This window comes from Streptomyces sp. NEAU-174, from assembly GCF_052665095.1.
Genome location: NZ_JBQTCE010000001.1, coordinates 84,515 through 103,862, shown reverse-complemented (window position 1 = coordinate 103,862; position 19,348 = coordinate 84,515). Strand labels below are relative to the sequence as shown.

The following is a 19,348-nucleotide window of genomic DNA, read 5'->3' as shown; positions in this document are numbered from 1 at the left end:
GTATGAGTGCCACCGCCACCCGGCCCTCCACCGACCCCGCCACCGAACCGGCGGCCACCGGTACGGCGGCCCACGAGACGCGCCCGACCCTGCTGAGCGCCGTCGTGCACAGCCGCGCCGCGCGCAAGCTGGCGGTGCTCGTGGTGATCGCCGCCGTGCTGGTGCCCCTCGCCCACGCCAAGTGGGCGAGCGGCAGCTGGCCGCACGCACTGACCGTCGATGTGTCCGGACCGCTCGGCGATGCCAGCGACTGGATCCTCGACAACCGCGACAGTCACTGGATCTTCCTCTACTTCTTCGGCCACATCAGCAACGTCATCATCATCGGCGTCCGCACCGTCTACGTCGCCCTGCTCGCCCTCGGCTGGGCCGGTGTCACCGCCGGCCTGACCTTGCTCGCCTGGCGGCTGGCCGGGGTGCGGATCGCGGTGACGACCCTGGTGTCCTTCGCCGTCTGTGGACTGCTGGGCATGTGGGTGCCGACGATGCAGACGCTCGCGCTGATGGTGATCGCCGTCACCGCCTCCGTCGTCATCGGCGGACTGCTGGGCCTGGCCGGCGGCCTCTCGGAATGGGCGTTCCGGGTGCAAAGGCCGGTGCTCGACACCATGCAGGTGCTGCCCGCGTTCGCGTATCTGCTGCCCGTTGTGATGATCTTCGGCAACGGCGTGCCCGGCGCGGTGCTGGCCACTGTGATCTACGCGGCTCCGCCCATGGCCCGGCTCACCGCCCTCGGTCTGCGCGGCGCGGACGCCGGGGTGCTGGAGGCCGTGACCTCGCTGGGCGCCACCTGGCGGCAGCGGCTGCTGTCCGCCCGGCTGCCGCTGGCCCGCAAGGAGCTGCTGCTGGGCGTCAACCAGACGATCATGATGGCGCTGTCCATGGCCGTGATCGCGTCCGTGATCGGCGGCGGTGGTCTCGGTGACCGCGTCTACCAGGCGCTGTCCAGTGTGGACGTCGGCAAGGCGCTCGCCGCGGGACTCCCGATCGTGCTCCTCGCCATCGTGATGGACCGCACCATCGGGTCGGCGGGCGAGCGGATCGGCCAGCCCCCGGCCGAGGGCGGGCCCCGGCTGCTGCGCGGCTGGCCCGCGTGGGCGGGGGCCGCGGTGATCACCGCGGTGATCACCGTCGTCGGACGGCTGACCGGCTCCCAGACCTGGCCGACCGGCTGGACCGTCGCCATCGAGGAGCCCGTCAACCAGTTCAAGGAGTGGATGGTCGACCACCTCTACACCGGAGTGCCCGTCGTCGGCGGCACCGCCGAATGGGCCGCGGACTACGTCAAGTGGATCCTCGACCCGCTGCGTGAGGGGCTCCAGGGCCTCCCGTGGTACGCGGCGCTGCTGATCGTCGCGGCGCTGGCCTGGCTGATCGGCACCTGGGCCACCGCCCTGACCGCCACCGCCGCCATGGCCGCGATCGGTGTGCTCGGGGTGTGGGAGCCGTCCATGGACACCCTCTCCCAGGTGCTGGCGGCCGTCTTCGTCACGCTGGTGCTCGGTTTCGCGATCGGTATCTGGGCCGCGCGCAGCACCCGGCTGGAGCGGATGATGCGACCGGTGCTGGACATGTTCCAGACCATGCCGCAGTTCGTGTATCTGATCCCGGTGGTCGCGCTGTTCGGTGTCGGCCGCGCCCCGGCGGCGGCCGCGGCCATCGTCTACGCGCTGCCCGCCGTCATCCGCATCACCACCCAGGGGCTGCGGAACGTGGATCCGGCGGCGCTGGAGTCGGCGCGTTCGCTCGGCGCCACCCAGGGGCAGCAGTTGCGCCAGGTCCAGTTGCCGCTGGCCCGTCCGGCGCTGCTGCTGGCCGTCAACCAGGGCGTGGTGCTGGTGCTGGCCGTGGTCGTCATCGGCGGTCTGGTCGGTTCGGGCGCGCTCGGCTACGACGTGCTGTTCGGCCTGGCGCAGGGTGATCTGGCGACCGGTCTGGTCGCCGGCGCGGCGATCGTCTGCCTGGGGCTGATGCTCGACCGGGTGACCCAGCCGACCTCGCGCCGCGAGAAGAAGGGGGCCTGAGATGGCTACGGCCCGTAATACGCATCGACGCCGGCGGCTGCTGATGGCCGCCGCCGGGGTCACGGCCCTGCTCACCGCGACCGGCTGCGGCGCGGCGGACATGACCAAACAGTCCTCGCCGTACGCCAATGTGGGCGGGGCGAAGAGCGTCACGCTCTCCGTCCAGTCGTGGGTGGGCGCCCAGTCCAATGTCGCGGTCGCCCAGTATCTGCTGGAGCACGAACTGGGCTATCGCGTCGATACCGTCCAGGTGGACGAGATTCCGGCGTGGGACGCGCTCAGCCAGGGCCGGGTGGACGCGATCCTGGAGGACTGGGGCCACCCCGAACAGGAGCAGCGCTACGTCAAGGACAAGAAGCTGATCGTGCCGGGCGGCGGGCTCGGCGTCACCGGCCATATCGGCTGGTGGGTGCCGAAGTACTTCGCCGAGAAACATCCGGACGTCCTGAACTGGAAGAACCTCAACAAGTACGCGAAGACCTTCAAGACCGCGGAGAGCGGCGGCAAGGGCCAGCTGCTGGACGGTTCACCGTCGTATGTCACCAATGACAAGGCGCTGGTGAAGAACCTGAAGCTGAACTACCAGATCGTCTTCTCGGGTTCGGAGGCGGCGCAGATCACCCAGATCAAGCAGTTCGCCAAGGCGAAGAAGCCGTTCCTGTCGTACTGGTACGAGCCGCAGTGGCTGTTCAACCAGGTGCCGATGGTCGAGGTCAAGCTGCCCAAGTACACGGACAAGTGCGCTGCTGAGGGCACCAAGGACCCCGAGTCCATCGACTGCGCCTACCCGACCACACCGCTCCAGAAGTACCTGAACGCGGACTTCTCGAAGGAGGGCGGCAAGGCCGCGGCATTCCTGAAGAAGTTCCACTGGACCAAGAAGGACCAGAACGAGGTGTCCGAGCTGATCGCCTCGAAGGGGATGTCGGCGCAGGACGCCGCGAAGAAGTGGGTCGAGGCGCATCCGGACGTCTGGAAGAAGTGGCTGCCCTGAGCCCTGTCGAGGGTGAGGCCGAGCGGTTCGGGGAGCGTCAGCGGCTCCCCGAACCCCGCTCGGTGCTTACGGCTTGTAGGCGCCGGGGGCCATGCGGGTGGTCACACCGATGCGGTTCCAGGCGTTGATGGTGAAGATCAGGGCGATGAGCTGGGCCAGCTCACGCTCCTCGAAGTGCTTGGCGGCGCGCTCGTAGACCTCGTCCGGGACGAAGCCGTCGGTCAGGACGGTGACGGCCTCGGTCAGGGCGAGGGCGGCCCGCTCCTTCTCGGTGTAGAGGTCGCCGCCCTCCTCCCAGGCGTTGAGCAGGTACAGGCGGTCCTCGGACTCGCCCGCCGCGCGGGCGTCCTTGGTGTGCATGTCGATGCAGAAGGCGCAGTGGTTGAGCTGTGAGGCACGGACCTTGACCAGATCGGCCAGCGTCGGGTCGACGCCCTTTCTGGCGGCCGCGTCCAGGGTGACCATGGCCTTGTAGACCTCGGGGGCGGCCTTGGCGAACTGCATCCGGGGGCCGTGTGCGTGAGATGTACCGGTCGTCATGGCTCCACGCTAGAGGCCGGGCGGCCCAGGGGTATGGTCCATTTCCATGGCGGATTCATGGGCCACTCCGAGAGGCGAACCCGGACGGCGGACAGACGGCCCCGGACAGCGGGCGGGCGGTCCCGGCCGACGGACAGACGGCCCCGGGCAGCGGGCGGACGGCCCCGGGCAGCGGGCGGACGGTCCGGCCGGGCCGGGGACCGACCTCCATCTGGATCTGCCGCGGGGCGGCGGGACCGGGGTGCGGGACGCGCTCATCCGGGCCCTGCGCGACGCCGTCCGCGGCGGGCGGCTCGCCCCGGGCACCCGGCTGCCCTCCTCCCGCTCCCTCGCCGCCGACCTCGGCATCGCCCGGAACACCGTGGCCGACGCCTATGGGGAACTGGTGGCCGAGGGCTGGCTGACGGCCCGGCAGGGCTCGGGCACCCGGGTCGCCCGGCGCGTCGTGCCGCCGGAGCCCGCGCCGCCGCGCACACCGCCGCCCGCCGCCGTGGCCGCCACCCGGCCCGCCTACGATCTGCGGGCCGGGCAGCCCGATGTCTCGGCCTTCCCCAGGTCCGCCTGGCTCTCCGCGGCCCGGCGCGCCCTGACCGCCGCGCCGAACGAGGCCTTCGGCTACGGCGACCCCGCCGGACGGCCCGAGCTGCGGCGGGTCCTGGCCGACTATCTGGCGCGCGCCCGCGGGGTGCGGGCCGCGCCCGAACGGATCGTGGTCTGCGCCGGGTTCGTCCAGGGGCTGGCCCTGCTCAGCAGGGTGCGGGCGAAGGCCGGACACCGTGAGGTGGGCGTGGAGTCCTACGGGCTCGACGTGCACTGGAACGTGATGCGCGGGGCCGGGCTGCGCACCGTGCCGCTGGCGGTCGATCAGCAGGGCGTGCGGACGGCGGAGCTGGACCGGTCGGCCGGGCTGCGGACCGTTCTGCTCACCCCGGCGCATCAGTTCCCCACCGGGGTTTCGCTGCACCCCGACCGGCGCGCCGCCGTGGTCGACTGGGCGTCGCGGGTGGGCGGGCTGATCCTGGAGGACGACTACGACGGGGAGTTCCGCTATGACCGTCACCCGGTCGGGGCACTCCAGGGGCTCGACCCCGAGCATGTGGTCTATCTGGGCACCGCCAGCAAGAGCCTGGCGCCCGCGCTGCGGCTCGCGTGGATGGTGGTGCCGGACCATCTGCTGGACGACGTCCTGGCGGTCAAGGGAACGGGGGAGTGGCAGTCGGGCGCGCTGGATCAGCTGACGCTCGCGGAGTTCATCGACTCCGGTGCGTACGACCGCCATGTGCGCGGTATGCGGATGCGCTACCGGCGGCGCCGCGACCAGTTGGTGGCGGCGCTCGCCGAACGCGCCCCGCGGGTGCGGGTCACGGGCATCGCGGCGGGGCTGCACGCTGTGCTCCAACTGCCGCCGGGTACCGAGCGGTCCGTGGTGCAGGGCGCGGCCTGGCAGAGCCTCGCTCTGGATGGGCTGTCCCGCTACCGCTACCGCTACCGCTATCGCGAGCAGCGGCAGCCGGACGAGCCCGGACCGGATCCGGACGGGCAGCCGGACGGGCAGCCGGACGCGCTGGTCTTCGCCTATGGCGCCCCGCCCGACCACGCCTTCACGGGCGCCCTGGAGGCACTGTGCCGGGTGCTGCCATGAAGGCCACACCGCCGTTGGCCTAAGGTGGGCGGTCGCGGTCCCGGGGGCCCGGGGAGAGGACGCCCGGGCGGGACGACTGCCTCGGAGGAGCTGACGGCCCCGGGGGAGAGGAACGGGGAGACGGGGATGGAACGGAAGACGACGCGGCGGCTGCGGTCGAGCACCGTGATACTGGGCGGTATGGGCGCGCTGGCGGCGGCGCTCACCTCCTGTGGTTCGGAACCGGACAAGCGCTGTGTGGACCGGAACAGCTATGACGCGGTGAACGGCTATCGGGTCGTCGACTCCAGCGCCTGCAAGGGCTCTTCGTCCACCACGGGCGGCAAGGGCAAGAAGAGCCGGGGCACATCGGGCGTCGACGGCGAGTGGTACTACGACTCCGACGTCAGCGGCCGGTGGGCGGACTACGGCACCTTCGACAAGAGCAAGGCGGCCGACCGGGGCGGCTTCGGCTGCTCGGGCTCCAGCGGCGGCTGAGCGGACCGGCCCACGATGAAGCGCCACACCATCGACCCCCGCCCCGACTGGCAGTCCACGGTGGAGGAGCAGGGGGTCATCTATCCGCTGACCCGCTACCCGGACGGCTCGCTGCGCCCCTACTGGGACGAGAGCGCCTACTACGCCTTCTCGCTGCCCGAGGTCGAGGCGCTGGAGGAGGTCGTCGAGGAGCTGCACCGGATGTCGCTGGCGGCGGCCGCCCATATCGTCGAGACCGGCCGCTTCGCCGACCTCGGCATCGACGATCCACGGCTGGCCGGGCTGATCGCCGAGTCCTGGCACCGCAGGGCCGAACAGCCCAGCGTCTACGGCAGGTTCGATCTGCGCTACGACGGTGAGTCGGGCCCGGCGAAGCTGCTGGAGTACAACGCCGACACACCCACCTCGCTGGTGGAGGCGGCCAGCGCCCAGTGGTTCTGGATGGAGGACCGCTTCCCCGGCGCCGACCAGTGGAACTCCCTCCATGAACGGCTGGTGGACGCCTGGCGCACCCAGGCGGCGCTGCTGCCGCCGGGGACGCCCCTGTACTTCGCCCATTCGGCCGGGGACGAGCTGGGCGAGGACCTGATGACGGTGGCCTACCTCCGGGAGACGGCCGAGCAGGCCGGGCTGAGCACCGAGGCGATCTCCATGGAGGACATCGGCTGGGAACGGCTGTCGGGCCGCTTCGTGGACAAGCGGTTCCGCTTCATCCGGAGCTGCTTCAAGCTCTACCCCTGGGAGTGGCTGGCCACCGACCGGTTCGGTCCGCATGTGCTGGACACGCTGGACAACGGGGGCGGCACCGGATCCACCCTGTGGATCGAACCGGCCTGGAAGATGCTGCTGTCCAACAAGGCGCTGCTGGCCGTGTTGTGGGAGCTCTTCCCGGGCCACCCTCATCTGCTGCCCGCCTACCTCGACGGCCCCCGGGAACTGGCCCGCACCACCGGCTATGTGGCCAAACCGCTGCTGGGCCGCGAGGGCGCGGGGGTCACCGTGCATCCGCCGGGCGAGGAGCCCGTCGTACGTGACGAGCCGTGCTGCTACCAGGAACTGGCGCCGCTGCCCGACTTCGACGGCAACCGCGTGGTGCTCGGCGCCTGGGTGGTCGAGGGCGAGTCGGCGGGGCTCGGCATCCGCGAGTCGGCCGGGCTGGTGACGGATGAGTACGCGCGCTTCATTCCCCATGTGATCCTCTGAGCCGCGCGGGGTCACGGAGCTGCACGGGGCCGCCGTGCCGTACGCGCTCACTCGGCCAGCACCGCCCTCAGCTGATCCAGCCCCCACTCCAGATCCTCCTCGCTGATCACCAGGGGCGGGGCGATCCGGATCGTGGCGCCATGGGTGTCCTTGACCAGCACTCCGCGGTCCATCAGCCGCTCGGAGATCTGCCGCCCGGTGCCCCGCGACGGATCGATGTCCACCCCCGCCCACAGCCCCCGGCCGCGCACCTCCTGGACCCCCTTTCCCCGCAGCAGCCCCAGCTCCCGGTGGAGCAGCTCGCCCAGCGCGGCCGAATGCCGCTGGAACTCCCCGGTCCGCACCATGGCGATGACCTCCAGGGCGACCGCGCAGGCGAGCGGGGAGCCGCCGAACGTCGAGCCGTGCTCCCCGGGGCGGTGCACCCCGAGGACCTCGCGGGAGGACACCACCGCCGACACCGGCACCACCCCGCCGCCCAGCGCCTTGCCCAGCACATAGGCGTCGGGGACCACGCCCTCGTGCTCGCAGGCGAAGGTGGTGCCGGTCCGGCCGAGGCCCGACTGGATCTCATCGGCGATGAACAGCACATTCCGCTCCCGGGTCAGCTCCCGGACCCCGGCCAGATAGCCGGGCGGCGGCACCACCACCCCCGCCTCGCCCTGGATCGGCTCCAGCAGCACGGCGACCGTCTCCTCGGGCGCGGTGTCGAGCGCCGCCGCCATCGCCGCCAGATCCCCGTACGGCACGATCGAGAACCCCGGGGTGAAGGGGCCGTGGTCGGCACGGGCCTCGGGATCGGTGGAGAAGCTGATGAGGGTGGTCGTCCGGCCGTGGAAGTTGTTCCCGGCGGCGATGATCCTGGCCCGGCCGTCCGGGACGCCCTTGATCCGATAGCCCCATTTGCGGGCGGTCTTGACGGCCGTCTCCACCGCCTCCGCGCCCGTGTTCATGGGCAGCACCATCTCCATGCCGCACAGCTCGGCCAGCTCGGAGCAGAAGGCGCCGAAGCGGTCGTGGTGGAAGGCGCGCGAGGTGAGGGTGACCCGGTCCAGCTGGGCCTTGGCGGCCTCGATCAGCCGGTGGTTGCGATGCCCGAAGTTGAGCGCCGAGTATCCGGCGAGGAGATCGAGATAGCGGCGGCCCTCGACATCGGTCATCCAGGCGCCCTCGGCGGACGCGACGACGACCGGCAGCGGGTGGTAGTTGTGCGCGCCGTGGGCCTCGGCGGCGGCGATGGCCCGCTCCGCGGAGCGTCCCGGTCCCATCTTGTCCTCCTTGTCTCACTAGCTAGAGTGGGGGTGCGCATCGTGACTGGCGAGCCGAGCGTGGAACCGACCACGAGGAAGCGATGCGCGGCCACAGCGCCACGAGGTGCCGCCCGCCTGGGCACCCCGGGACACGACCGGACCGTCACCGATCGCCCCGGAGGACTCGATGAGCCTGCCCCTGTCCCATCCCGCCCTTCTCGCCGCCGACCCCGAACTGGCCTCCCTCGTCGGCTCCGAGGAGCTGTTGCAGTCCGAGACCCTGCGCCTGATCCCGAGCGAGAACTATGTCTCCGCCGCCGTCCTGGAAGCCTCCGGGACGGTGCTCCAGAACAAGTACAGCGAGGGCTACGCGGGCCGCCGCTACTACGAGGGCCAGCAGGTCATCGACCAGGTGGAGACCCTGGCGATCAACCGGGCCAAGGCCGTCTTCGGCGCCGAGCACGCCAATGTCCAGCCCTACTCCGGCTCGCCCGCCAACCTCGCGGTCTATCTGGCCTTCGCCAAGCCCGGTGACACCGTGATGGGCATGTCACTGCCCATGGGCGGCCATCTCACCCATGGCTGGGGCGTCTCCGCCACCGGCGCCTGGTTCCGCGGCGTCCAGTACGGGGTGCGGCAGGACACCGGCGCGATCGACTTCGACCAGGTGCGCGAGCTGGCCCGCACGGAGCGGCCCAAGCTGATCTTCTGCGGTGGCACGGCGGTGCCCCGCACGATCGACTTCGCCGCCTTCGCGGAGATCGCCCGCGAGGTGGACGCGGTGCTCGTGGCCGATATCGCGCATATCGCCGGTCTGATCGCGGGCGGCGCCCATCCCTCGCCCGTCCCGTACGCCGATGTCATCTCCACCACCACCCATAAGACGCTCCGGGGTCCGCGCGGCGCGATGCTGATGTCGCGGGAGACCCATGCCAAGGCCATCGACAAGGCCGTCTTCCCCGGGCTCCAGGGCGGTCCGCACAACCAGACCACCGCCGCCATCGCGGTGGCCCTGCACGAGGCCGCCCAGCCCGCCTTCCGTGACTACGCCCAGGCTGTGGTCGCCAACGCCAAGGCGCTCGCCGAGGAACTGCTCGCCCGCGGCTTCGAGCTGGTCTCCGGCGGCACCGACAACCATCTGATCCTGATGGACCTGACGCCCAAGGAGGTGCCGGGCAAGGTCGCGGCCAAGGCCCTGGACCAGGCCGGGATCGTGGTGAACTACAACACCGTCCCGTACGACCCGCGCAAGCCCTTCGACCCCTCCGGTATCCGGATCGGCACCCCCTCCCTCACCTCGCGCGGTCTGTCCACCGAGCACATGCCCGCCGTGGCCGACTGGATCGACCGCGGGGTGACCGCCGCGGGGAGCGGTGACGAGGGCGCCCTCACCAAGATCAGGGCCGAGGTGTCCGAGCTGATGGCGGCCTACCCGGCGCCCGGTCTGCCGACCGGCTGACCCCCGGCGCGGGGCCCTGCCCGGCCTCCAGGCCGGGCAGCGGCCGCCACCACTGCTCCTCCCGGATCCGGTCGTCGTCGGCCACCGGCACCGGCAGGCCCACGATCCGGGCCAGCACCCGCTCGACCAGCGTCTCCCCGCCCCCCGGCGGGACACCGCCCTCCGATGCCCCCGGGGGCGCGCCGCCCTCCGGCTCCATGCCGTCCTCCGGCCCCACGCCGCCCGCCTGTGACACGCCGCGCCGCGACGGTCCGCCGGACGGCGGTATCCCCGGCCCCCGTCCGAGCGCCCGCAGCTCTCCGGGCAGCCCTTCCTCGGCCATCTCCGTCGCCTCCCCACTCCATCCCATCGGCCGTCTCCCTCTCGCTCTCCGGCGTCTCCGACGGCCCCAGCAGCAGCTCCAGCCGTCTCAGGGCGCGGCTCAGCCGCGATTTCACCGTGCCGCGAGGCCAGCCCAGCGCCTCCGCGGTCTCCCCCTCGTCCAGATCCAGCAGATAGCGGTGGACCACCACCCGCCGCTGTGGCTCGCTCAGCTCCTCCAGCGCGGCCAGCAGCCGCGCCCGCCGCTCGCCCGCCAGCGCCACGGCCGCCGGATCGGCCGACTCCGGTATCACCGGCTCGGCCCCGGCCAGCAGCGCCCCCTCCCGGTCCGCCGCCGTCCGTCTCCGGCGCGCCGAGCGCACCGCGTTACTCGTCTCATGGGCGACGATCCGCAGCAGCCAGGGGCGGAACGCCGCCTCGCTCTGGAACCGCCCGAGCGCGAGATACGCCTTCACAAAGGCGTCCTGCACCACATCCTCGGCATCCGCGCCCGCCCCGAGCAGCCGGGCGGTGCGGTGCGCGATCGGCGCATGGGCCCGCACCAGCTCGGCATACGCCTCGGCGTCGCCGGTCCGGACCCGCGCGATGATCTGTGCTTCACCAGTCCTCACACATCTCATACACCGGCGGACGGAGTCTGGTTCCACACCTGAGAGAATGGGTGCCATGGCCCTCGATCGTCCCCGTGCGCTCTCCGGTATCCAGCCCACCGCAGGTTCCTTCCACCTCGGCAACTACCTCGGCGCGATCCGGCAGTACGTCGCGTTGCAGGAGACCCACGACGCGTTCTACACCGTGGTGGACCTGCACGCGATCACCGTGCCGCAGGATCCGGCGGAGCTGCGCGCCAACAGCCGGCTCGCCGCAGCCCAGCTGCTCGCCTCCGGTCTGGACCCGGACCGCTGCACGCTCTTCATCCAGAGCCATGTGCCCGAGCACGCCCAGCTCGGCTGGGTGATGAACTGTCTCACCGGCTTCGGCGAGGCGTCCCGGATGACGCAGTTCAAGGACAAGTCGGCCAAGCACGGCGCCGACCGGGCCACCGTCGGCCTCTTCACCTACCCGATCCTCCAGGTCGCGGACATCCTGCTCTACCAGGCCAACCACGTCCCCGTCGGCGAGGACCAGCGCCAGCACATCGAGCTCACCCGCGATCTGGCCGACCGCTTCAACGGCCGCTTCGGCGAGATCTTCACCGTCCCCGAGCCGTATATCGTCAAGGAGACGGGCAAGATCTACGACCTCCAGGACCCGACGATCAAGATGAGCAAGTCGGCGTCCACACCGAAGGGCATCGTCAGCCTCCTCGACGAGCCCAAGGCCTCGGCGAAGAAGATCAAGAGCGCGGTGACCGACCTCGAGACGGAGATCCGCTTCGACGAGGAGAAGAAGCCGGGCGTCAGCAATCTGCTGACCATCTACTCGACCCTGACCGGCACCGCCATCGCGGAGTTGGAGCGCCGTTACGAGGGCAAGGGCTACGGCGCGCTCAAGACCGACCTCGCCGAGGTGCTGGTCGAGTGGGTCACCCCGTTCCGCGAGCGGACGCAGGAATACCTGGGCGACCCGGCGACGTTGGACGGAATCCTGGCCAAGGGCGCGGACAAGGCCCGAGCCGTCGCCGCCGAAACACTGGCCGCCACCTACGACAAGGTGGGCTTCCTGCCCGCGGCGCGCTGAGCGCCACGCCGAGCACCGTGCGCACCACCCGGTGAGCACGGCGCGCCCCGCGCACGTATTCATACGGACCCGCTTCATATGGACCCGCGCGGACAGCGGAACACACCGGTCCGGCCCCCTGGCCAGGGGGCCTTTGGACGGGTGTGCCGAAGGACCGAGGAATCTAGCCGCGAGGGCGGCGCAGCCGCCACACTGACACGGGTGCAGCGGCCAGAACCCAGCAGCCCGGGAGGGCCAGGAGGGAGAACGCAGTGGGGACCGTAACGCTCGGCGTTTCGATCGCGGTCCCGGAGCCGTACGGCAGCTTCCTCCAGGAGCGGCGCGCGGGCTTCGGGGACCCGGCCGCCCATGGCATCCCCACGCATGTGACCCTCCTGCCGCCGACCGAGGTCGACGTCTCGGCGCTGCCCGCCGTGGAGGACCATCTGGCGCGGGTCGCGGCCGAGGGGCGGCCGTTCCCGATGCGGCTGGAGGGCACCGGCACCTTCCGGCCGCTCTCGCCGGTGGTCTTCGTCAGGATCGTCGAGGGCGCGGAGGAGTGCGCGGTGCTCCAGGAGCGGATCCGGGCGGAGTCCGGGCCGTGCGCGCGTGAGCTCCAGTTCCCGTACCACCCGCATGTCACGGTCGCGCACGGCATCGACGAGGAGGCCATGGACCGGGCGTTCGCGGAGCTCAAGGACTACGAGGCCGCCTGGACGATCACCGGCTTCGCGCTGTACGAGCAGGGGGCGGACGGGGTCTGGCGGCTGGACCGCGAATATCCCTTCGGGGCGGATGAACAGCCGGGCGGTGTGCCGCCCGTGGTGCCCCGTCAGGTGGATCTCTCGCGCCCGGCGGCGCCCTCTCGTTAGCCGAGCGGCAGCCGGGAGACGGCGCGGGGCAGCAGGCGGCGTGCCGCCGTCACCAGCCGCAGCGCGCCCGGCGCCCAGACGACCCCGGCGCGCCGCCGAAGCCCCTCCTCGATGGCCTTCGCGACCGCCTGGGGTGAGGTGGCAAGCGGTGCGGGCCGCAGCCCGGCCGTGAGCTTCGTACGGACGAAGCCGGGGCGTACGACCATCACATGGACGCCCGTGCCGCGCAGCGCGTCCCCCAGCCCCCGGGCGAACGCGTCGAGCCCGGCCTTGGCGGAGGAGTGGACGAAGTCGGTGCGGCGGACCCGTCCGGCGGCGGCCGAGGTGAGCACCACCAGTGAGCCATGGCCCTGGCGGCGCATGGCGTTGGCGCAGATCAGGGCCGCGGAGACGGCGCCGGTGTAGTTGGTCCGGGCGATCCGGACCGCCGCCTGGGGATCGGTCTCGTCCCGCGCCTGGCCGCCCAGGACGCCGAAGGCCAGCAGCACCAGGTCGATGTCGCCCTCGGCGAAGACCTTGCCGAGCGTCACCTCGTGGGCCTCGGGGGCGAGCGCGTCGAAGGGCACCGTAAGGGTGTCGGCACCGAGGTCCCGCAGCTGCCGCGCGGCCGACTCCAGGGCGGGCGAGGGACGGCCGGCCAGCCAGACCGTACGGGCGCGCCGGGTGATCAGGCGGCGGACGGTCGCCAGGGCGATCTCGGAGGTGCCGCCCAGGACGAGCAGCGACTGCGGGGAACCGACGACGTCCTTCATGGAGGGAACTTATCCCCCCGATCCGGGGCATATGGAGTGATCGTGCGCCCGTATGTCCGCCCTCACCGAAAAGAGTGATGAGGGGAGCGCCGGTCCGGGGAACCCGGATATTCATACCGCGCGCCCGGCGCGCCGAGGAGTGACAACGCGCAGAAGGGTAATTGCTGATCATGGAATCGTTGACCCGGCTGCCTGTCGTCGGCCCCGCCCTGGCCTGGCTGATGCACACCCACGCCTGGCGCACCTACGAACGGCTCGACCGCGTCCACTGGACCCGGCTCGCCGCCGCGATCACGTTCACCAGCTTCATCGCCTTCTTCCCGCTCATCGCCGTCGGGGCGGCGATCGGCGCGGCGACGCTCAGCCGGTCGCAGATGGCGCAGCTCCAGAAGAAGCTCGCCCAGCAGATCCCCGGTATCTCCGGCCAGCTCGACCTGGGCGCACTCGTCCAGAACGCCGGCACGATCGGGGTCGTCGCGGGCGCCCTGCTGCTGTTCACCGGCATCAGCTGGGTGGGCTCGCTGCGCGAGTGCCTGCGCGCCGTATGGGAGCTGGAGGAGGACCCCGGCAATCCGCTGGTGCGCAAGGTCAAGGACGCGTACGTGCTGGTCGGGCTGGGCGGGGTGGCGCTCGTCTCGTTCGCCGTGTCCGCCCTGGCCGCCACCGCCGTGGGCCGGGTCGCCCGGCTCATCGGCATCCCCGAGAACGGGGTCGGCGGCTGGCTGCTGCGGATCGCCGCGTTCCTCATCGCCGTCGGCGCCGACTTCCTGCTGCTGTGCTACGTGCTGACCTGGCTCCCCGACGTGGAGCCGCCCCGCCGCACGGTCGCGGTCGCCGCGCTCATCGGGGCGATCGGCTTCGAACTGCTCAAGCTGCTGCTCAGCAGCTATCTGAAGGATGTCGCCGCCAAGAGCATGTACGGGGCGTTCGGGGTGCCCATCGCGCTGCTGCTGTGGATCAACTTCACCGCGAAACTCACGCTGTACTGCGCCGCCTGGACCGCCACCCCGCCCGCCGCCCAGGCCGGGCACGAGGAGGAGTGGGCGGCCGAGGCGGACAAGGCCCAGCCGTCCGAGCCCGAGGAGCCGTCCGGGCCGTCCGAACCGTCCGGGCCGCCCGAGCCGTCCGGGCCGTCCGGGCCGTCGGGGCGGCCCGAGCCGGAGGTCGAAAAGCACCGCGCCGGCAGGCCGGAAGGCCCGCCGGCGGCGGCGTGACAACGGACGGCGACGACCGTAAGGCGGCCACGGCGGCCGTAAGGCCGTAAGGCGCTACGGCGACCGTAAGGCGGCCACGGCGGCCGTAAGGCCGTAAGGCGCTACGGCGACCGTAAGGCGGCCACGGCGGCCGTAAGGGCTTCGCTCAGTCGCGCGAGCGGCGGCGCACCAGCTCCGGGAGCGGCCAGCGGCGGTGCACCCCGAAGGCCACCGCGCCCAGCAGCGCCAGGGAGCCGCCCGTGATGCCCATCGCGGTCCACATGCCGCCGGAGCCTCCGTTGTCCGTCGAGACGGACGCCTGGGCGTGCTCATGGCCGTCCTCGCCACCGGCCGAGGAGTGGTTCGCGCCCGCCGCGCCCGGTCGGACGAGGGTGCCGACCGGGTTCACCGAGCCCGACGCCTTGAACCCCCAGTCGAAGAGCTTCGCGGTCTCCTTGTAGACCTCGTTCGGCTGCTTCTCCTGCGGGTTCATGACGGTGACCAGCAGCACCCGGTTACCGCGCTGGGCGACCCCGGTGAAGGTGGCGCCCGCGTTCGTGGTGTTGCCGTTCTTGACCCCGGCGATGCCCTTGTAGGGCTCGACGCCGAGGCCGGTCAGCAGCCGGTTGGTGTTCTGGATGCCGAAGCTCGAGCGGGTCTTCTTGCCCTTCTTGTCCTTCTGGAACACACCGGGGAACTGCGCGGTCGCCGTCGAGCAGTACTCCCGGAAATCCGCCTTCTGAAGCCCCGAGCGGGCGAACAGGGTCAGGTCGTACGCGCTGCTGACCTGGCCCTTCTCGTCGTAGCCATCCGGGGTGACCACATGGGTGTCCCGGGCGTTCAGGTGCTTCGCGTGTGCCTGCATCTCCCTTACGGTCGCCGGGACCCCGCCGTTCATGGCCGACAGCACATGGACCGCGTCGTTGCCCGAGCGCAGGAAGACGCCGAGCCACAGGTCGTGGACCGAGTAGGTGTAGTTCTCCTTGACCCCGACCAGGCTGCTGCCCTCGCCCATGCCCTCCAGGTCGGACAGCTGCACCTTGTGGGTCTTCGTCTTCGGCATCTTCGGCAGCAGCGTGTCCGCGAACAGCATCTTCAGCGTGGACGCGGGCGGCAGCTGCCAGTGGGCGTTGTGCGAGGCGAGCACATCGCCCGACTCGGCGTCGGCCACCAGCCACGACTTCCCACTGAGCCCCTTGGGCAGCGCGGGCGCGCCCGGCTTCGGGTCCATCTGGGTGCCGGGGCGGCCGAGCCGCTTCCCGCCCACCGTGGACATGTGCGCGGGCGGCTTGACCGCGTCGGTGGAGCCGCCCGGCTGGTCGGCGGCGTGCGCCGGAGCGGCGGCGAGCGGACCGCACAGCAGGAGGGCGGCGGCGGTGGCGGCCAGCGGGGCCACGGCGCGGCGGGCGGGGGGTCGGCTCTTGCCGGAGATCTTGTCGGTACTCTCGCCGGTGCTCTTACGGGTGCTGCGTCGGACGTGAGTGCTGGTGAAGGAAGGTGTGGGCACGGAGGTGAACGTACCTGGCGTCGCTGAGGAGAGCGACAGCAGCGCCGACGTATTGACGGCAGACCCCCGCGTGGAGGTATGGGAGGCCTTGCCCATACTGGAGACCATGAAGCTCAGCCGCCCCGTGTCCTGGTTCCTGCTCGCCTTCGGGGTCTGGAGCTGGGTCATCTGGTTCACCTTTGTCAAAAATTTGTGGAAGGACGCCAGCGGACTCGCCTTCGACGACTCCGGTGACCCCACCGCGTACTTTTGGGTGCATCTGCTGCTCGCGATCACCTCGTTTCTCTTGGGGACGGCGATCGGGGTGATCGGGTTGCGTGGTGTGCGCGCCCTGCGCCGGAACGACGCCTCCGAGTAACCGTTTCGGGCAGCCGTGGCAGGCAGCCGTGGCAGGTAGTCGCGTAGTGGCTAGGGGAGGGGACCGGGGATGGTCGTGCTCTACGTCCTGATCGCACTGGTCGTCGTCGGTCTGCTGACCGGCGTCCACTGGTACGTATGGCGGCGGCTCGTCCGCGATACGACGGCGCGCGCGGGGTGGGCGCGCCGTACGGGCACGGCGGCGGCCTTCGCGCTGCCACTGATCAGCGTCGGCGCGCTGATCGCGGGCCGCGCGGGCGCGCCCTTCCCCCTCCAGCGCGCCCTCGCCTGGCCGGGCTACCTCTGGCTCGCGCTGCTCCTGTACCTGACCCTGGCCCTGCTGGTTGGCGAGGCGGTGCGGCCCTTGCTGCGCGCCTGGCTGGGGCGTAACGAGCCCGCTGATGTGCGGTTGACCGACGTTCCGGCCCCGGCCGTGGGCGGGTTGGTCGGCGTTGCGGCGGTGCCCGAGGGTGGGGGTGGGGTGGTGTGCGACGGCGCGGGCGCCGCTGTCGTGAGTGAGGCCGAGGTCGTCGTCGACGGGGCAGCCAAGACCGCTACGGACGCCGCCAAGGGCGGCGCCGCGGACCCCGCTCCCGCGTCCTCCTCTCGCCGTCTCTTCGTCGCGCGGGCCGTCGCCGTCGGGGCCACCGCCGTGGCGGCCGGGACGGTGGGGTACGGGGCGTACACCGTGTTGCGCGGGCCGCGGGTCAAGCGGATCACCGTGCCGCTCGCCAAGCTGCCGCGCCGGGCGCACGGCTTCCGGATCGCCGTCGTCAGCGATATCCACCTCGGGCCGATCCTGGGCCGTGACCACACCCGGCGGGTGGTCGAGGCGGTCAACCGCACCAACCCCGACCTCGTCGCCGTCGTCGGCGACCTCGTGGACGGCAGCGTGGCCGACCTCGGCTCGGCGGCCGAGCCGTTGCGCGGGCTGAGCGCCCGCCACGGCAGCTACTTCGTCACCGGCAACCACGAGTACTACTCGGGCGCGGCCGAATGGGTGGACCACGTCCGCGAGCTGGGCCTGCGGCCCCTGGAGAACGAGCGCACCGAGCTGCCCGGCTTCGATCTCGCCGGGGTGAACGACGTCGCGGGCGAGAGCGAGGGCCACGGCCCCGACTTCGGTAAGGCGCTCGGCGACCGCGACCGCTCACGTGCCTCCGTGCTGCTCGCCCATCAGCCGGTGGTGATCCACGACGCAGTGAAGGCGGGCGTGGATCTCCAGCTCTCCGGCCACACCCACGGCGGTCAGCTGTGGCCCGGCAACTATGTGGCCGAGCTCGCCAACCCGACCGCCGCCGGGCTCGACCGGTACGGCGACACCCAGCTCTATGTGACCCGCGGCGCGGGCGCCTGGGGCCCGCCGGTACGGGTCGGGGCGCCCCCGGACGTCACCGTCGTGGAGCTCGCCTCGACCCGCGCCTGAGCGACCGCCGTCACCTCAGCCCGCCGTCACCTCAGCCTGCCCCGAGTCGGCCTGCCCCGAGTCGGCCTGCCCCGAGTCGGCCTGCCCCGAGTCGGCCTGCCCCGAGTCGGCCCGCCCCGCGTCAGCGGGAGTTGGCGGCGGACCGCTGCGCCCCCGCCGGACCCGGGCCGGTGGTGACCAGGGTGGCCACGGGACGGCCGGGTGCGGCCGCCGGTGCCTCGGCGTCCACCCGCGCCACCGCGAGCGGGGCCTGGTCGGCAGCCCGCCCCGCACCCCGCGCCGCCGCCAGCACCGCCCGCCGGTGCGGCAGCGTCGCGTTGCGGATGCCCGAGAGGCGGTCGTGCGGGGCCAGCCGGTCCGGGTGGCGCAGCGTCTTCCGTACGCACACCGCCGTCAGCGTGAACCCGGCCATCACCGTCAGCAGTTGAACGGGGCTCAGCGCCATGAGAATCGCCGCCGCGCCCTGCGTGCCCGAGTCGCGGGCGCTGGCGTACAGGCGGGCCGGATACGGCTCGTCCAGCAGGGTCAGCACCGCCAGGAACAGCCCCGCCAGGAACGGCATCACCAGCGCCCCGAGCAGCAGCGCGCGCAGGGCCAGCCGCCAGGCCACCAGCGGGCCGCCGTCGTCCGCCACCAGCTTCAGCAGCAACAGCCGCTTTCCGGGGGTCGCCCCCGTCGCCAGCGGCAGCAGCACGAACCAGGCCACGAAGATTCCCACCAGCATCCCCGTCGGGGCCGACCCGCCCCGGTAGACCACGGCGGTGATGAACACCGAGACGACGACATATCCGGCCACATCCACGACCAGCGCCGTCAGCCGCCGCCCGAACGGAACCGGCCGCGCCGCCAGCGCCCGCCCGTCCAGCGTCTCCAGCGTCGGCAGCATCCGCGCGACCGGCCCGGCCAGCAGCCAGCCGGCCATCGCCCCGGCCGTGTTGACGATCAGGTCGTCCACGTCGAAGAGCCGGTACGGGCAGCTGTAGAGACCCCACACCCCGGTCCACTGCGTCAGCTCGAAGGAGAGCGAGACCGCGAAGCCGATCGCGGCGGTGGCGGGCAGCGAGCGCCGGAAGTGATAGCGCAGGAAGACACCGAGCGGCAGGAGCAGCAGCAGGTTGAAGACGGTTCCGGCGACGGCGGGGTTCTGGAGGACCAGCGCGTTGAGCCCGACCTTGTGGTCCGCTTCCTTCCAGATGTCTCTGAAGGTGTTCCCGGGCATCCACTGCGGATGGGCCACCATCGCGAACCGCCGGCACATATCGGGGGTCTGCTTCGGCAGCGGCACGATCGTCATGCAGAGGGCCGTGAGCGAGTAGTAGAGGAAGCCGTACAGCGACAGGGCCCGGCCCCGGGACATCACGCCGTGGCGGCGGTACAGGGCGACGGCTGTCGGCAGCAACAGTAAGAGCGCCAGCAGAGGGAAGAGCGCGGCAGCGGTCTTGATCGGGAGAACGTAGGCGGTGGCCATGAGCACGACTATACGCGATGTGTATACCCACTGTGCATAGTTCCTCAGCACCCACCGAAACGACGAAGCCGACACGGCGAAGGCCGGAATGACAAAGGCCGGAATGACGAAGGCCGGAATGACAAAGGCCGGAATGACGAAGGCCGGAACGACGAAGGCCGGAACGACGAAGGCCGGAACGACGAAGGCCCCGCCCCCGGAAAC

At 71.6% G+C, this 19,348-nt stretch carries 16 protein-coding genes, 1 pseudogene and 1 riboswitch; of the genes and pseudogenes, 11 read left to right on the top strand and 6 right to left on the bottom strand.

The genetic code is table 11. The annotated features are described in order from the left end of the window. Positions 1-2 precede the first annotated feature (2 nt). A complete protein-coding gene (locus ACT2CW_RS00465; protein ID WP_445515115.1) occupies positions 3-2,024 on the top strand; it encodes an ABC transporter permease in 2,022 nt (673 codons plus the stop codon). Between the two features lies 1 nt (position 2,025). After that, positions 2,026-3,018: an ABC transporter substrate-binding protein gene (locus ACT2CW_RS00460; protein ID WP_445515114.1), complete on the top strand. Its 993-nt coding sequence runs from the start codon at positions 2,026-2,028 to the stop codon at positions 3,016-3,018. A gap of 66 nt (positions 3,019-3,084) precedes the next feature. Here ACT2CW_RS00460 and ACT2CW_RS00455 read toward each other — a convergent pair whose 3' ends face one another. Continuing rightward, positions 3,085-3,558, bottom strand: coding sequence for a carboxymuconolactone decarboxylase family protein (locus ACT2CW_RS00455; protein ID WP_445515113.1), 474 nt, complete (start codon positions 3,556-3,558; stop codon positions 3,085-3,087). 46 nt (positions 3,559-3,604) lie between these two features. On the opposite strand from ACT2CW_RS00455, the gene pdxR reads away from it, so the two are divergent. The 3 genes from pdxR to ACT2CW_RS00440 all read left to right on the top strand — a co-directional run bounded on the left by pdxR (position 3,605) and on the right by ACT2CW_RS00440 (position 6,880). Then, positions 3,605-5,200 (top strand): MocR-like pyridoxine biosynthesis transcription factor PdxR, encoded by a 1,596-nt coding sequence (gene pdxR / locus ACT2CW_RS00450; RefSeq protein WP_445515112.1) that lies wholly within the window; start codon positions 3,605-3,607, stop codon positions 5,198-5,200. 126 nt (positions 5,201-5,326) lie between these two features. Continuing rightward, positions 5,327-5,677, top strand: a complete 351-nt coding sequence (locus ACT2CW_RS00445; protein ID WP_138915188.1) for a hypothetical protein — start codon at positions 5,327-5,329, stop codon at positions 5,675-5,677. A gap of 15 nt (positions 5,678-5,692) precedes the next feature. Then, complete coding sequence (locus tag ACT2CW_RS00440) at positions 5,693-6,880, top strand: glutathionylspermidine synthase family protein (protein WP_445515111.1); 1,188 nt, start codon at positions 5,693-5,695, stop codon at positions 6,878-6,880. Positions 6,881-6,927: 47 nt separating this feature from the next. Here the strand turns inward: ACT2CW_RS00440 and rocD are convergent, their stop codons facing one another. Next, positions 6,928-8,148, bottom strand: a complete 1,221-nt coding sequence (rocD, locus tag ACT2CW_RS00435; protein ID WP_445515110.1) for an ornithine--oxo-acid transaminase — start codon at positions 8,146-8,148, stop codon at positions 6,928-6,930. Between the two features lie 32 nt (positions 8,149-8,180). Continuing rightward, a riboswitch (ZMP/ZTP riboswitch) is annotated at positions 8,181-8,278 on the top strand. Between the two features lie 39 nt (positions 8,279-8,317). On the opposite strand from rocD, the gene glyA reads away from it, so the two are divergent. Further along, on the top strand, positions 8,318-9,589 hold the full coding sequence (gene glyA, locus ACT2CW_RS00430; protein ID WP_164431210.1) for a serine hydroxymethyltransferase: 1,272 nt from the start codon (positions 8,318-8,320) through the stop codon (positions 9,587-9,589). A gap of 356 nt (positions 9,590-9,945) precedes the next feature. On the opposite strand, the pseudogene ACT2CW_RS00425 reads toward glyA, so the two are convergent. Then, a pseudogene (locus ACT2CW_RS00425) lies at positions 9,946-10,500 on the bottom strand (RNA polymerase sigma factor); the annotation flags it as partial. Between the two features lie 76 nt (positions 10,501-10,576). Here ACT2CW_RS00425 and trpS point away from each other — a divergent pair. Together trpS and ACT2CW_RS00415 are read left to right on the top strand one after the other, a co-directional pair. Continuing rightward, complete coding sequence (gene trpS, locus ACT2CW_RS00420; protein ID WP_445515109.1) at positions 10,577-11,590, top strand: tryptophan--tRNA ligase; 1,014 nt, start codon at positions 10,577-10,579, stop codon at positions 11,588-11,590. A 251-nt stretch (positions 11,591-11,841) separates the two neighbouring features. After that, positions 11,842-12,441, top strand: coding sequence for a 2'-5' RNA ligase family protein (locus ACT2CW_RS00415; RefSeq protein WP_164431206.1), 600 nt, complete (start codon positions 11,842-11,844; stop codon positions 12,439-12,441). Here ACT2CW_RS00415 and ACT2CW_RS00410 read toward each other — a convergent pair. Continuing rightward, the gene (locus tag ACT2CW_RS00410) at positions 12,438-13,193 is read right to left on the bottom strand and encodes an SDR family NAD(P)-dependent oxidoreductase (protein ID WP_445515108.1); all 756 of its coding nucleotides are present in this window, start codon (positions 13,191-13,193) and stop codon (positions 12,438-12,440) included. The two genes, ACT2CW_RS00415 and ACT2CW_RS00410, sit on opposite strands and share 4 nt — an antisense overlap. Positions 13,194-13,363: 170 nt before the next feature. Here ACT2CW_RS00410 and ACT2CW_RS00405 point away from each other — a divergent pair, with 170 nt between their 5' ends. After that, positions 13,364-14,407, top strand: coding sequence for a YihY/virulence factor BrkB family protein (locus ACT2CW_RS00405; RefSeq protein WP_445515107.1), 1,044 nt, complete (start codon positions 13,364-13,366; stop codon positions 14,405-14,407). Positions 14,408-14,552: 145 nt separating this feature from the next. Here the strand turns inward: ACT2CW_RS00405 and ACT2CW_RS00400 are convergent, their stop codons facing one another. Continuing rightward, positions 14,553-15,989, bottom strand: coding sequence for a D-alanyl-D-alanine carboxypeptidase family protein (locus tag ACT2CW_RS00400; RefSeq protein ID WP_445515106.1), 1,437 nt, complete (start codon positions 15,987-15,989; stop codon positions 14,553-14,555). A 10-nt stretch (positions 15,990-15,999) separates the two neighbouring features. Between ACT2CW_RS00400 and ACT2CW_RS00395 the strand changes: the two genes are divergently transcribed. After that, positions 16,000-16,251 carry an SCO4848 family membrane protein gene (locus tag ACT2CW_RS00395; protein WP_037953585.1) on the top strand — a complete coding sequence of 84 codons (252 nt, stop codon included), beginning with the start codon at positions 16,000-16,002 and terminating at the stop codon, positions 16,249-16,251. 69 nt (positions 16,252-16,320) lie between these two features. After that, on the top strand, positions 16,321-17,676 hold the full coding sequence (locus ACT2CW_RS00390; protein WP_445515105.1) for a metallophosphoesterase: 1,356 nt from the start codon (positions 16,321-16,323) through the stop codon (positions 17,674-17,676). A 121-nt stretch (positions 17,677-17,797) separates the two neighbouring features. Here ACT2CW_RS00390 and ACT2CW_RS00385 read toward each other — a convergent pair whose 3' ends face one another. Continuing rightward, entirely contained in the window at positions 17,798-19,144 is a 1,347-nt protein-coding gene (locus ACT2CW_RS00385; protein ID WP_445515104.1) for a VanZ family protein, read from the bottom strand. Positions 19,145-19,348 lie beyond the last annotated feature (204 nt).